This window comes from Treponema lecithinolyticum ATCC 700332 (genome assembly GCA_000468055.1).
Lineage (GTDB): Bacteria > Spirochaetota > Spirochaetia > Treponematales > Treponemataceae > Treponema_C > Treponema_C lecithinolyticum.
Window position 1 is genome coordinate 117314 of sequence record KI260567.1, and the last position, 14309, is coordinate 131622.

General features: G+C 45.5%; 13 protein-coding genes. 6 read left to right on the forward strand and 7 right to left on the reverse strand.

The features are described from left to right. Positions 1–37 precede the first annotated feature (37 nt). The 6 genes from HMPREF9193_RS07780 to queA all read left to right on the forward strand — a co-directional run bounded on the left by HMPREF9193_RS07780 (position 38) and on the right by queA (position 5566). Positions 38–778 (forward strand): YebC/PmpR family DNA-binding transcriptional regulator, encoded by a 741-nt coding sequence (locus HMPREF9193_RS07780; RefSeq protein WP_021687559.1) that lies wholly within the window; start codon positions 38–40, stop codon positions 776–778. A gap of 112 nt (positions 779–890) precedes the next feature. After that, positions 891–1382 (forward strand): crossover junction endodeoxyribonuclease RuvC, encoded by a 492-nt coding sequence (gene ruvC, locus HMPREF9193_RS07785; RefSeq protein WP_040847999.1) that lies wholly within the window; start codon positions 891–893, stop codon positions 1380–1382. Between the two features lie 40 nt (positions 1383–1422). After that, the gene (locus HMPREF9193_RS07790) at positions 1423–2595 is read left to right on the forward strand and encodes a DNA adenine methylase (RefSeq protein ID WP_021687561.1); all 1173 of its coding nucleotides are present in this window, start codon (positions 1423–1425) and stop codon (positions 2593–2595) included. Positions 2596–2714: 119 nt separating this feature from the next. Then, positions 2715–3338: a Holliday junction branch migration protein RuvA gene (ruvA, locus tag HMPREF9193_RS07795; protein WP_021687563.1), complete on the forward strand. Its 624-nt coding sequence runs from the start codon at positions 2715–2717 to the stop codon at positions 3336–3338. Between the two features lie 10 nt (positions 3339–3348). After that, on the forward strand, positions 3349–4371 hold the full coding sequence (ruvB, locus tag HMPREF9193_RS07800) for a Holliday junction branch migration DNA helicase RuvB (RefSeq protein WP_021687564.1): 1023 nt from the start codon (positions 3349–3351) through the stop codon (positions 4369–4371). Then, a complete protein-coding gene (gene queA / locus HMPREF9193_RS07805) occupies positions 4346–5566 on the forward strand; it encodes a tRNA preQ1(34) S-adenosylmethionine ribosyltransferase-isomerase QueA (protein WP_021687565.1) in 1221 nt (406 codons plus the stop codon). Before ruvB ends, queA begins: the two co-directional genes overlap by 26 nt. On the opposite strand, the gene HMPREF9193_RS07810 is transcribed toward queA, so the two are convergent. From HMPREF9193_RS07810 to HMPREF9193_RS07840, 7 genes are all read right to left on the reverse strand, one after another. Further along, on the reverse strand, positions 5559–6398 hold the full coding sequence (locus HMPREF9193_RS07810) for an FAD binding domain-containing protein (protein ID WP_040847939.1): 840 nt from the start codon (positions 6396–6398) through the stop codon (positions 5559–5561). The genes queA and HMPREF9193_RS07810 overlap by 8 nt on opposite strands. Further along, positions 6385–6876, reverse strand: a complete 492-nt coding sequence (locus HMPREF9193_RS07815; protein WP_021687567.1) for a (2Fe-2S)-binding protein — start codon at positions 6874–6876, stop codon at positions 6385–6387. Before HMPREF9193_RS07815 ends, HMPREF9193_RS07810 begins: the two co-directional genes overlap by 14 nt. After that, on the reverse strand, positions 6848–8944 hold the full coding sequence (locus tag HMPREF9193_RS07820; RefSeq protein ID WP_021687568.1) for a xanthine dehydrogenase family protein molybdopterin-binding subunit: 2097 nt from the start codon (positions 8942–8944) through the stop codon (positions 6848–6850). The genes HMPREF9193_RS07815 and HMPREF9193_RS07820 overlap by 29 nt, the downstream gene beginning before the upstream one ends. Before the next feature lie 2 nt (positions 8945–8946). Further along, on the reverse strand, positions 8947–10128 hold the full coding sequence (locus tag HMPREF9193_RS07825; RefSeq protein WP_021687569.1) for a DegT/DnrJ/EryC1/StrS family aminotransferase: 1182 nt from the start codon (positions 10126–10128) through the stop codon (positions 8947–8949). Further along, positions 10115–11617, reverse strand: coding sequence for a polysaccharide biosynthesis protein (locus tag HMPREF9193_RS07830; RefSeq protein WP_021687570.1), 1503 nt, complete (start codon positions 11615–11617; stop codon positions 10115–10117). Before HMPREF9193_RS07830 ends, HMPREF9193_RS07825 begins: the two co-directional genes overlap by 14 nt. Beyond that, the gene (gene loaP / locus HMPREF9193_RS07835; RefSeq protein WP_021687571.1) at positions 11604–12137 is read right to left on the reverse strand and encodes an antiterminator LoaP; all 534 of its coding nucleotides are present in this window, start codon (positions 12135–12137) and stop codon (positions 11604–11606) included. Before loaP ends, HMPREF9193_RS07830 begins: the two co-directional genes overlap by 14 nt. Before the next feature lie 104 nt (positions 12138–12241). Further along, the gene (locus HMPREF9193_RS07840; protein ID WP_040848008.1) at positions 12242–14224 is read right to left on the reverse strand and encodes an ATP-dependent helicase; all 1983 of its coding nucleotides are present in this window, start codon (positions 14222–14224) and stop codon (positions 12242–12244) included. Positions 14225–14309: the final 85 nt, after the last annotated feature.

Consider the following 14309-nt stretch of genomic DNA (forward strand, 5'->3'; position numbering starts at 1 on the left):
AATAATTCGTATTTTTTCTATTATAATAGGAGTTCGGATGTCAGGACATAGTAAATGGGCAACCATTAAACACGCAAAAGGTGCTGCCGACGCAAAACGCGGGCAGTTGTTTACAAAATTTATTAAAGAAATTTCGATTGCCGCCAGAATGGGGGGCGGAGATCCTTCGTCGAATCCCCGTTTGCGCACCGCTATGTTAAAAGCCCGTGCTGCAAACATGCCCAAAGATAACATAGAACGGGCAATTAAAAAGGGTACCGGCGAATTGGGCGGTTCCGTTTTTGAAGAAAAAATCTACGAAGGCTACGGACCGGGCGGCGTTGCCGTTTTGGTTGAAGTGCTTACCGATAACAACAACCGCGCAGCGGCAAACGTGCGCAATATTTTTTCCAAAAGCGGCGGCAATTTGGGGGCAACCGGTTCGGTGTCCTATATGTTTAACCGCAAAGGTGTTATCGAATACGATGCTGAAGCGGTAAACGAAGATGAACTTATGGAAGCAGGTCTTGAAGCGGGTGCCGAAGATATTGCAGCAGAAGACGGCGTGATTACCGTTACTACCGATCCTGCCGATTTTGAAAAAGTACTCGAGTTTTTGCAAGGCAAAGGTTACGAATCTGTTTCCGCAGAGATTTCGATGGTGCCCGATACATATTCTTCTCTTGATGCCGACACAACACGCAAAGTACTTAAACTTATCGACAGATTGGAAGAAGATGACGACGTTCAAAACGTGTACTCGAATATAGATATTCCTGAAGGCTTTGAAGAAGCCTAAAACGCTTTCGTTTACTTCCATACCCGGAACGTATACAAAGCATACGGCTTGTTCGACCGATCCTGCCGTTTCTGTGACGTTTGCTCATAAGGAAGCAAAGGGTGAAAAACCGGTGCAGCGGCGGCAAGCGGTATTCCGAGTGCTCGGTATAGATCCCGGTTTGGCTTCTACCGGTTGGGCTGTAGTTGACTATATCGATTCACGCTACCGGGCGGCCGATTGGGGCGTTATAGAAACGGCAAAAGAACTTGAACGCGGAGAACGCCTTTCGCTTATTTACGGTCAATTGCAAAATGTTTTGGACACCTATAAACCGCACGAAGCGAGTATGGAAACTTTGTATTTTGCAAAAAATGTAACCAATGCTTTATTTGTAGCCGAAGCGCGCGGTGTATTGACTTTGTGTCTTGAGCGCAATAAAGTCGCTTTAGCCGAATATTCGCCGAACGGTATAAAAAAATCGGTATCGGGTACGGCAAAAGCCGATAAAGCGCTCGTTCAAAAATACGTTGCATTGCTTTTGGGGTTAAAAGAAATTCCGCGCCCCGATCATGCCGCAGACGCGCTTGCTGCAGCAATTACTCATATTCACAGCGTCCGTTAATCTTTCTCATCGTATTTTTTTTTATGCCGATATACAAAATATGAGTTTATACCCTTTTAGAAACAGCGCTTCAGTTATTTCCGGCTACGAAGCTGCAGACGGAAACGAAAATGCAAACTATTTGTCGGAACAATTAATTACCTATTTGGGAAATAAACGCGCGCTGCTGGATTTTATCGGGAGCGCTTTGAACGATGTGCAAAAACGTTTGAACGTGCCCAAAATGCGTTTGTTCGACGTGTTTTCGGGTTCGGGAATTGTATCGCGCTATTTAAAAAAACGCGCTTCGTTTTTAATGGCAAACGACTTGGAATTATATTCCCGTATTATAAATACATGTTACCTTTCGAATTCGAGCGAGCGCGATATGGTGCAATTACGCGGTTATTTTTGTGCGCTTAAAGAAGAACTCGACGATTGCGAATTTTCCGGTGAATGGAAAAAGGGAATAATTGCAAAACTGTATGCCCCCGCAAATGAAAAACGCATTACCAAAAAAGATAGAGTTTTTTATACCAAAAGAAATGCACTGTACATCGATACGGCGCGAACACTCATCGAAACCTATCCTGAAAAAATACGCTCTTTTTTTATAGCTCCGCTTTTGGCGGAAGCTTCCGTTCATGCAAATACGTCCGGAGTTTTTAAAGGCTTTTATAAAAACCGGGAAACCGGAATTGGACAGTTCGGCGGTAAAAACGGCGATGCGCTTAAACGCATTACCGGAGATATAGACCTTGCTTTTCCCGTATTCAGCAATTTTGACTGCGAAACTTTGATAAAGCAAGAAGATGCAAATACGCTTGCGCTTACGGCGCCGGAAGTTGATGTTGCGTATGTGGACCCGCCGTACAACCAGCACCCCTACGGTTCAAACTATTTTATGTTAAACCTCATTGCTCAAAACACAAAACCGCACAACCCCAGCCGCGTATCCGGTATTCCGACGGATTGGAACCGCTCATCTTACAATCAAATACAAAATGCCGAAAAAAACCTTATGCAGCTTGTAGAACGGCTTAAAGCAAAATTTGTGCTTATTTCGTTTAATTCCGAAGGTTTTATTAAAAAAGAGCGTATGTGTGCGCTGCTTAAAAAAAAGGGTAAATTGACGATAAGCGAATGTCCGTATAATGCTTTTAGGGCGAGCCGCAATTTGAACAAGCGCAGTAAATACGTAAAAGAATATTTATTTTTACTCGAAAAAAAATAAAGTATTTTGCCGGATAAAACACAGCCGATTTCCGTTTGCCGTGTGCGCCGCATTGTGCAACACTTAGCGCCGGTTTGTAATATCTTGTATTTTTGTGAAAATACGATTATAGTAAAACGGTGTTTAACAGTATAACCGGTATTATCAGTGCAAAACTTACTCAAAACATATATATTCAAACGCAGGGGGTGGAATGGGATATAACCGTTCCGCTTACTTCGCTCGACCTTTTGCCCAATGTAGGCGAAAAAACGACGGTGTACACATGGCTGTACCACCGCGAAGATGCCGTAAAATTATTCGGCTTTGCTTCCGTTTTTGACCGTTCGGTATTTATGGATTTAATGAAAGTTGAAGGAATCGGTGCCAAAGCGGCGGTCCGTATTTTATCTGCGATTGCGCCTAAAGCTTTGGCAGCCGCTTTGGATGCCGAAGATATGGGCAGTATCGAAAAGATTCCGGGAGTAGGCAAAAAAACGGCTCAAAAAATGATGCTTGCGCTCAAAGGTAAGTTAAATCTTGAAGACGGTGCGCTTACCGGTTTTGCAGTGCGCTCAAAAAACGATACCGCATGGGCGGATGTAGTTGCCGCTTTGGTAAACATGGGCTACGAAAAACGCTTGTGCGAAGAAACGGTTGAAAAATTGGCAGCAGAATTGCTGCAAGATACGGCTTTTGCAACTAAAAATAAAACGGCTCAAGAAGAACAATTGTTCCGCCGCGCCATTGTGGAATTGGTATAGCGGGGGCATTATGGACGAACAATTGCTGAGAGCCGGTGTTAACATGGATGAAGATAACGACCTTAATTTACGCCCAAAATTTTTAACCGAGTTTTTGGGACAAACTAAAATAAAAGATAATTTGGGCGTATTTATAGAAGCGGCGCGCACCAGAAACGAAAGTTTGGATCATTTATTTTTAATAGGACCGCCGGGGTTGGGCAAAACAACGCTTGCGCAAATAACCGCCCGCGAATTGGGCGCCGATTTTAAAGTAACCAGCGCGCCGGCTTTGGATAAACCCAAAGACCTTGCCGGCATTTTATCTACCATAAGCGAGCGCACGGTTTTTTTTATAGACGAAATACACCGGCTTAAACCTGCCATAGAAGAAATGCTGTACATCGCTATGGAAGATTATGAACTCGACTGGGTTATCGGGCAGGGAGCCGCCGCGCGCACTGTGCGCATTCCCATTCCCTCGTTTACTTTGGTCGGCGCGACTACAAAAGCGGGTATGGTTTCCAGTCCGCTTATCAGCCGCTTCGGTATTGTGCAGCGTTTTAGCTTTTACGAGCGTGAAGAATTGGCGGCGATTATCCGCCGTTCTGCGGCAATTTTAAATGTTGAAGCCGACGACGAAGCGGCGTACGTTATGGCTGATTGTTCACGAGGTACTCCCCGTGTCGCCAACCGCATTTTGCGCCGTATGCGCGATTTTGCTCAAATTTTAGGCAACGGGCGCATTACCAAAGATGTTGCTGCGCGCGGCTTGGATAAGCTGGAAATAGATTTTTTGGGTTTGGAACGCTACGATAGAGAAATTTTACGCTCGATTATAGAAAATTTCGGCGGGGGACCGGTCGGTGCCGAAACGCTTGCCATTTCTATAGGCGAATCGGTGGATACGCTGGAAGATTATTATGAGCCGTATTTAATACAATCGGGCTTGCTGCAAAGAACACCGCGCGGGCGCACGGCTACGGAAAAAGCTTATACACATTTGGGACTTCAGGGAAAATACGCTCATGCTGACGAAAGACTTTTATTTTGATTTACCGGAAAAACTGATTGCACAGTATCCGTCAGCGGTACGCGGCAACGATCGGTTGATGGTTTTAAACCGCTGCGATAAAAGCATTAAACACTGCCACATGCAAAATCTTGTTGATTTAATCGGAAAAGATACGCTTATGGTGTTTAACGATTCAAAAGTGCGCCGTTCGCGCTGTTATGCGCAAAAGGAAAATGCGCCGCTTTCAAAAAAAACGGAATTTTTACTGCTCGATGAAGTAGATGCCGAAGACGCTCAAGTGCCCGCTGCGGATGGCGGCGCGGGACAACAAGGCACCGGCAGTGCCGGCAGTCAGCCGAACGGCGGGCAAAAGCGTTTGTGGCGCGCTATGGTTAAACAGGCAAAAAAAAAGCGGATAGGGGACAGATTTGTGTTTGCCGACGGAACGGTCGGTACAATAGCAGGCTGTCCTGAGGGGGAGAACAGCGCTTTTCGTACCCTTTTTTTTGAAAAGCCGCAACCGCCGCTTTCTGCTTCCCAGTCGGTGTCGCAGCGGCATTGTGCGCCGTCAAACGGAACAAACCGCTTTGCAAACGAAGAAAAGCACTTTATGTTGGATGAAGCATGGTTTGAACGTAACGGTCATATTCCGCTTCCGCCTTATATAAAACGAAACGACACTGAAAAAGATGCCCAGCGTTACCAAACCGTGTATGCAAAAAATATAGGCTCTGCCGCATGCCCGACGGCAGGGCTGCACTTTACCCAATCTATGCTGGATGCGTTCAAAGAAAAAGGCGTAGAACTGTGCACGGTAACGCTTCATGTGGGGCTGGGGACTTTTTTGCCCGTACGCACAGATACCGTTGAAGCTCACGTTATGCACGAAGAAGTGTATACGGTAAGCCCCGAAACGGCACAAGCGGTGAATCAGGCAAAAAAAGAAGGCAAAAGCGTTTTAGCGGTGGGCACCACTTCTGTACGGACTTTGGAAGCAGCGTGGAAAGACGGCGCCTTGCAAAGCGGCACCGGTTCAACCCGTATTTTTTTGTATCCGCCCTGTACTTTTCACGCGGTAGACCGCATGTTTACGAATTTTCACACGCCCGAATCTACGCTGTTAATGCTGGTAAGCGCTTTTGCCGGACGTGAGTACATATTGGAAGCATACCGTCAAGCGGTGGAACAAGAGTACCGTTTTTTTTCTTACGGCGATGCAATGCTGATTATGTAAGCCTTTTAAGCGAGCGGTGAAGCAAATTTAAATATTGTTCTTTTAAAATAGGGGCAACCGGCTTTTCGCTTTGTTGTTTTTTTTGTTCGTATACTTCGGCGGCTTTTTCCAAAAAGCTTTCTATATCGCGTTCTCCCAGCGGCAAACGTGAACCGATAACGCTGTTTTCCAATTCTCTGCTGCGCACGGCTAAGGGACCGCAAAAAGCGGCGCGTATGTCGCCGATATTGCCTTTTGAAGTATCGGCTAAAAAGGTATAAGAAACGGAAAGTTCATTCATTTTATATGCGGGACCCAAGCGTTTAAAATAAGCGGTAGACCAATCTTCTACCGGTATGTGAATTTTCGTGAGCAAAAATTTATCGGGAACGCCGGTAAATTTGGACATAGCTATACGTTTTGTTTCCGCATAGCTTTTAAATTCAAGAACCGCATCCATAGCTAAAAGCGGAGAGTATAAAGACATTTTATGGTCGCCTTTGCAAATGTTTCCGCCTAAGGTTGCCAAATTGCGTACATTGTGGAAAGCGACCGAAGCAACTGCATCGTAAAAAAAGGAAGGGATTCGGTTTTTTCCCAAATCTAAAATAGCGTTAAGCGTTACCGCCGAACCGAATTCGATAAATCGTTCTTTTCGCGCTATGGCTTGTAATTCCGGTACATATTTTACAAAAAGCACCGAAGGCGGCAGTTTTATTTTGGTGCCGTCGCAGTATGACGGACATGTCGTACAGCCGGCAAGAACGCTTAAACCGGAGATGTTTTTAAGCTGTTGTAAAGCTTCGTTTAAGCTTGATACAAAAAAAGCGTCGACTGTTTTATCTTGAGCCATACTTAGTGCTCCCCAATCTTTTTCTGCGTATGTCGGCAGCGGCGGTAACGGCATTTGCCATCAATTCGTCGCGTGTGCATACACACGGTAAACAGTGAATGCGTTCAATAATTCTTTGTCTGTCCGGTGTGCGCTGTGTTTCAAGTATTTCGTGTACGGTAAAAATGCGTCCGGCGTTACAAAAACCGCACAGTTTTACACCCGCTTTTTCAAAGCCTTTTATGATGTCGGTATAGGATTCAGTTTGTTTAAAATATTCAAGCGTAATTATTTGCTGATTGCGTACCGAAGCAACCGGAATTAAACATGAAGATACCGCCCTGTCGCCGATCAGTACGGTACACGAAGCGCATAAACCTTGGCAGCAACCGCACTTTACCGAAAATAATTTTAAGCGGCGCAAAGCGGACAGTAAGTTTTGTTCCGGATCGCTGTCGAGTATAACTGATTTACCGTTTATGGTTATCGGTATGCGCATCGATTTCTCCTATCTTTTTTATTCCCATTGCAATGTCGTACAAGCTTTTCGGTTTTATCGGAAAAGAAAGATTTTTGCTTTGCAGCGCTTGAGATACCGCATTGGTTATGGCTGCAGGAAGCACGTTAAACACCAAATCGCCTATTTGCTTAGGTTCGCTGCCGCTGGGGATAAAGTTAACCGATACGGCGGGAAAGGGGCTGTTTTGAAACTCTTCAAAGCATGAAAACAAACGGCGGATACTTTGGCGTACTGCAGCTTCCGCTTTTGAATCGTGCAAAATATTGCCGCCGTCTATGCTCAGCCAAATGTTGCGCACCGTGTACGTGTAGGTTTGAGGGTTTAATTCAATTTCCGCCGCAGCGGCAGCCCACGAAACGGTATAGTAAGGGGTACCGCAAAAAGAATCGGGGTCCCATATATCTTTTTTCGGCGCTGTAAGCGAACGTTTTACTTTAATGGGTAGCGGTTGGCGGAAACGCAGCTTTTGTATGGCATGGCAGCATTTTTTTAAAAGCTGTGTCATTACGCTTATATTGCTTATCAGCGTTTCCGGAACTTCAGCTTCGGAAAACAAAGCGGCATCGCTTTCGATGCTTACCGCTTCAACTGGTATGGAAAGTATTTGCGCTGCTGTTTTTTTCCAAATATTTTGTACCGTTTCCGAAGACGTGTCCGCATGGATTACGGCACTGCCGTCTTTTTCCATAGAAACTTCAAGGCTGCGGCGCATTGAATTTAAATCGGTGCCCAAAAAATCGCTTCCTTCGTATGCGCATGCAATGCCTATACCGCGAAGCGGAACGGGAGAAAACAATTCGGCAGGATTAAAACCGGTTAGTTTATAGCTTGCGTACTTTCGGTAAAAATCGCTTTGCCGTATTACTTCTTGGATAACTTGTACGGCAGCTGCGGTGTCAAAGAAAAAAGGAAAATTTTTGTGCGCGCTTTTTACAGGCTTTTCAATATTTTGTAATTTTATTTGTGCCGGGTTTAATCCGGAAAGGCGCGACAACTCTTGAATTTGAGCTTCCGCCGCATAAAAGCCGTGATAGTCCGCCCATTGCATTGAAGGCGCGCCGGCTGCGGTGTGTGAACGGTATGCGTAGGCTTCCACTGTAACATGCTCTGTGCGGTACATGTTTAAACATGAAACCGCAAGCCTGTCTAAAAGCGTTCTTATAAAAGGATTAAACGCGCCCGCATCCACACTGATGTACACCGAAGCTGCTGTAATACAGCCGTCGCTGTTTAAAACCGTTTTGTGCCTAATACTTACCGGAAGCGGCCGTTCAATGTATTGTAATTGTTCGTTCCGGGAAAGCGTCAACAGTACCGGGCGTTCGGTTAAAAAAGAAGCGAGCGCACATTGAACGGTTAAAGCGGTATTGTGCCATGGTGAATTTGTGTTGTTGAGCGGGTGCGGTGTTTTATATAATTCGATATCCGCTTGAGCGCAGCCTAAAACGGCACTTATGTTTCGCCGCAAATGACTTTCCCAGCGTGTAGGCGTATGTATGCTTAATTTTTGTCCGTTAAAGCTGCAAAAAGCGCCGTCGGTTTCGGAAGTGGACGGAAAGGGTAAAGTTAAGCGGTAGGATTTATCGGCTTTTATATGAGCTTTATCCCACGCTTGTTCAAAATTGCCGTAACTAAAGCTTCGGCTTGCCAATATATCTTTTTCGCCGCTTTTTTCTTTTTTTTTGGTTGTTTTAAACGCTTGAGTTGCAGCGATATCCAAGTTTTCGCGAATGCAGTGTAATTTGTCGATATCCGGTCCAACGATAATGCCTATCGGTTCGCCCAAATAGGATACACGTTCGGAAGCAAAAACGGGAAATTCGGTGTTAAAAGTACGGATATTGTTTTCTTTGGGAATATCGCGTGAACTGAATAATGCATAGCCTTCCGGAAGGCTATCGTAATTTATAGAGCGTATAGTACCGTTCGGTATGGGGCTGCGGACAAGAAGCGCATAAAGCATATTGTCGGCATAAGAGTCACTGTAAAAACGTGCGGATTTTTTTGTTTTGGGCTTGTTTTTTTGTGCAGCCGATCGAGATTTCATAGTCAACCTTCGTAGTTGTTTTTGCCGATTTCTATAACGGTACCGATAACCCGCTCAATCATAGCTTCGCTCATATCCGGCCACAGCGGCAAACTGACGGTCGATTCAAATTGGCGTTGCGCGTTGGGAAAATTGCGTGCATTCAATTTGTACTGTTTTTTAAACAGCGTAAAATGAAAGTGGGGAATAAAATGAACGGAAATGTTTACCCCCTTTTGCTGTAAAAGCCGGCAAAACTCGTCTCTGCTTACCGACAGTTTTTCGGCTCTGATACGCAGCATGTATAAGTGCCACGCGTTCCCTTCGCCGTCGGGCGGACACTGTAAAAAATCGTATTCTTTAAACGCTTGCGTATAACGTTCGGCTATTTTTTTACGTTTTTCAAACAAAGATGCTGCTTTTTTAAGCTGCACGCGACCCAATGCGGCAAGGATGTCGGGCATATTGCATTTAAAGCCTGCATGTGTTACATCGTATACCCATGAAGCCGAATTCGATGTGTAGCGGTCCCACACCGTGCGGTCTATGCCGTGCATCCGCATAGTGCTTATGTGATGTGCGGTTTCATCGTCGTTTGTACACACCATGCCGCCCTCGGCGGTGGTAATGGTTTTAGTTGCATAAAAAGAAAATACGCCGATGTCGCTTAAGGTTCCCGCATAGCCGTCTTTGGTTTTTGACGGAAAAGCGTGCGCCGCATCTTCTATAACTTTTACTCCGTAGCTTTGAGCAAGCTCGCGTATTGCTTGCATATTGCAGAGGTTGCCGCCGATATGTACCGGAACGATTGCGCGTATGGAACGGTCTTTTGCCAGTTTTTGCTCTATTTGTTCGGGGTCGATGTTAAAACTGTCTTTTTCGACATCCGCATACACAACACCGCCGCCCAAATGCAAAGCGCTTGTCGCCGTAGACACAAACGTATATGGTGTGGTAAGTATTTTACGTCCCTGCCGTATGCCGCATGCGGACATTGCCAAAAGCAAGCCCGACGTGGCACTGTTTACCGCCAGTGCGTGTTTTACTCCTACGTATTCGGCAAATTCGCTTTCAAAAGCCGCATTTTCTTTTCCCGTAGTCAGCCAGCCGGAGCGCATAATGCGTAAAACGGCTTGCTCTTCTTCTTCTCCTATAGAGGGTAAAAAAAAGGGAACGGGGGGGCTGTCGGTATCAATGTGTGGCATCGTAAAAATCCTTTAAAGACGGAACCGCTTGTGTCAGCAGTTTTAAAAGTGCATTGCGGTTCCGGTATGTTTTTTCCGGACCGCTTACACATATAGGATACAATTCTTCCAGCAAGCTGTCCAGCGGAAAATTATTGTCCGAGCAGTTTAATTTTAAAATTTTCGGGTATTCGGTAGGCTGCGGGTTTTCGTCTTGTGTCCACAGCGGCTCTTCCAAACGTTCTCCGGGACGCAATCCTATGTATTGTATTTGTACGTCGCGCTCCGGCTCCAAGCCCGAAAAGCGTATGCACTGGCGGGCTATTTCGTTTATTTTTATAGGCTCTCCCATGTCCAGTAAATAGGGGGTGCCGTTTGTACCCACACCGCCTGCTTTTAAAACCAAAGAACACGCTTCGGGAATGGTCATAAAAAAGCGCTTCATGTCGGGGTGGGTAACGGTAAGCGGTCCTCCCGTTTTTAATTGTTCTGCAAACAGGGGCAGTATTGAACCGCGCGAACCGAGCACGTTGCCGAAGCGCACAAACATATAAGATGCGCTGTGCTTTGGCGGATTACTGCGCTTATTTTTTTGCGCTTGCGTGCGCGCGCTTTGCAGTACTAGTTTTTCGCACAGCATTTTGGACACGCCGTATACGGAAACGGGCAGCACCGCTTTATCGGTCGATATAAGCACAAAGCGGTCGGTTCCGTTTTCGATTGCCGCATCCAAAAGGTTTTTGGTGCCGAACACGTTGTTTTCGATAACGGCGACCGGATTTTCTTCCATAAGCGGAACGTGCTTATATGCGGCGCAGTGAAAAATAACGTCGGCGTGCAGCTTGGAAATAATATAGTGCATATAGTTTTTATTTTTAAGGTCTCCGATAACCGGTACGATTACCGCTTTTTCGCCGACGCCTTCTTTTTGCAATATGCGTAATTCTTTATCTATCTGATAAATAGAGTTTTCGCCGTGCCCGAATAAATACAAGCGTTCCGCCCCGCCGCTTAAAAGCTGGCGCGCCAATTCCGAGCCGACCGAACCTCCGGCTCCGGTTATAAGCACGCGCTTGCCGCGTAAGTATGCAAGGCTTTCTTTTAGCGATACGGTAACGGGAGTGCGTCCTAAAATATCGAGCGGGTCTATTTCTCTGGTTTGTATTAAGTGAGCGCTGCCGTCTACAATTTGCGATATTGCAGGCAGTATTTTTATGCGGGTAAAGCCTGCCTTGGTAAGCGTTTCGTATATTTTGGATATGCGTTCTTTAGAAACCGACGGCATGGCGATAACTGCTTCGTCCCGTTCTCCGCGGCGTAAAAAAGAAATAAAGCGGTCTATGGGACCGAGTACGGGAATACCGTCTATGGTTTTTCCGATAAGCTCCGGATCGTCGTCTATAAAAGCCGCCGGTGTTCCGAATATTTTTTTTCGAACTATTTCGCCTGCAATCATTTGCCCTGCAAAGCCGGCGCCGATTATGTATATGTATTTTTCAGAGTTCGTCATCGCCCTTTTCCTCTAATATATTGAAGGCAAGGTCTATCACAAAATTTTCGTTTGCAAAGTCTAAAGATATTTTTGCCCGCTGTTTGCGTTTATCCACTTTTACTACAAAACCTTCCAAGCCTTGCAAAGGACCCGATTTTACGCAGATGCGGTCGTTTTCGTTAAAAGTAACGACGGACGTGTCGGCAATTTGCCCGAAGCGTAAAAAATGCTGCAGCAAAGCTAAATCGCGTCCTTCTATGGGGGTAATGTCTTTGTTGTTTTTTAAAAATCTGCCGAAATCTTTTGTAGAGCGCATTATGCCGAACAATTCCGGATCTATTTCATCGGTTTCAAGAAAAAGATAACCGGGAAAAACGGGACGTATTTCATCCGACTTTTTGCCCAGCCGGCGGATGGTTAATTTGCGTTTCGGGAAAAAAAAGCGCTGTTTTTTGCTTCTAAACTGCAAGCGGTCGTTTACGCGCGCAATGTAAGCATCTTCTTTTAGTGTCCGAACTTGTACCGCAAAGTATTTCATGTAAAGTTATCATATCACAATGCATGCTTTTTTTCAATTAAAAACGGCTCGGTTACAAGCGCTTAGGTAAAAGCGCCCGTGCTGCACCCGGGTAAAAGATGCGGTTAAGCTCCGCCGAATTTTGTTTTCATTTTGGCAAAAATATTGTCCGCATCTTCGCTGGTTAACTCTTGCGGCGGTTCGTGGTATTCCACTAAGTGTGCGGGTATTTCATCCAAAAAGGGGGACGGTTCGCATTCGGCTATGCTTTTCATTTTGCGCCGTCTTTGACACGAAGAAATAAACAATTTGTCCTTTGCCCGGGTAATGGCAACGTAAAACAACCGCCGCTCTTCTTCCATGCCGCCTTCGCCGTCTTCAATGCTGCGCGCATGCGGAATAAGACCGTTTTCGCAGCCGGCAATAAATACGACAGGAAATTCCAAGCCCTTGGACGCGTGCACGGTCATAAGGTTTACTTTGCCTTGCTGCGAATCGTCTTCCATATCGTCGCGCGACAAAAGCGTTATGCGGTTCAGCCACGCGTATACGCCCTTATCGGAAACGTCGGGGTTGTTTCCCCACATTTCTATGGAATTGATTAAGTGCTCGATATTCAATAATTTGTATCGTGCGGCTTTTTCGTTTTTTTGGTATTCGCTTACCAAATGTCCCCAATAATCGACTTCTTCCACTAAAGTTCTCACTTTTTTGGAAAGACTTCCTGCACTTAACAAGTGAGAGCGCTGTGTTTCTATAAAGCTGCGGAATTCGGCGACTTCATGCGATTTTCCGGTTTCGGCAAGGCGGCAACAGGCTTCCCACAGCGGACATTCATATTCAGCGGCAACTTCGTTTAACTGTTCTATGGTTTTTCTCCCTATACCCCGGCGCGGCGTATTTATAATGCGCAGCAAATTGATGTCGTCGTTATAGTTTGAGCACAGCCGCACATAGCTTATAATATCTTTAATTTCTTTTCGCTGAAAAAAACTGGTTCCGCCGCTCATAGAGTAGGGGATGTTTGCCGCTAAAAACGCTTCTTCTATGGCGCGGCTTTGCGTATTTGCCCGTATAAGCACGCCGAAATCTCCGTAAGAACGCTGTTCTACCGCGCGGATTCCTTGAATGCTTTCGGCTATAAAGTCGGCTTCTGCGCTTTCGTTTTCGGGAAGATAAATTTCTATGGGTTTGCCGCCGCCGTTTCCCGACCACAGCGCTTTGTTTTTTCTGTTGGTGTTGTGCGAAATAACACCGTTTGCGGCGGCTAAAATGGTTTCGGTGGAACGGTAATTTTGTTCCAGCCGAATTTCTTTTACGTGCGGAAAATCTTTTTCGAACATTAAAATATTTTCGTAATTTGCACCGCGCCAACTGTATATGGATTGGTCATCGTCTCCGACTACCGCTACATTGGTGTGTGCGATTAAGCGCATAAACTCGTATTGCTGCAGCGAAGTGTCTTGAAATTCATCTACCATAATATACTTATAGCGGCTGCGGTAGCGTTCCAAAACATCAGGGTGTTCTTTAAATAAACGTATGGGAAGCATAATCAAATCGTCAAAATCGACAGCGTTAAACAGCTTTAAGCCTTTTTGGTATTCTTCGTACAGCTTGCGGTACATATCGTTTGCGCTTTCCCACGTGCGCCTTCCGGTTTTTATATTGGAAAACAAATTACCTATTTTGTATGCATCCAAAGCGTCGGCAGTAAAACCGAGTTCCCGTCCTGTTTCTTTTATAAGCTGGGCTTTGTCGGTTTCGTCATAAATGGAAAAATTATCGCGCCATCCCAATTTGTCTATATCGGCTCTCAAAACCCGTACTCCGAACGCATGAAAAGTGGAAACGGTTAAGTTGTGCAGTTTTTTGCCCGTTTGTTCTTTTATCCGTTCTGCCATTTCGTGCGCCGCTTTGTTGGTAAAGGTAAGCGCCAAGATTTGGCTTTGGGGAATACCTTGCTCAAGCATCCATGCTATACGGTAAGTAATAACCCGCGTTTTGCCGCTTCCGGCTCCGGCTATAATTAAAAGGGCACCGTCTATTGTTTTTACCGCTTCCAGTTGTTGTTCGTTTAATTCTTTTGCTAAAGCCTGTAACTGCATATCAAGCATTGTACGTAAAAGGGGCGCTCTATGCAATATTTATGCTTAATCTTATGTTTTTTTTATCCGATATTTATTATAAGGA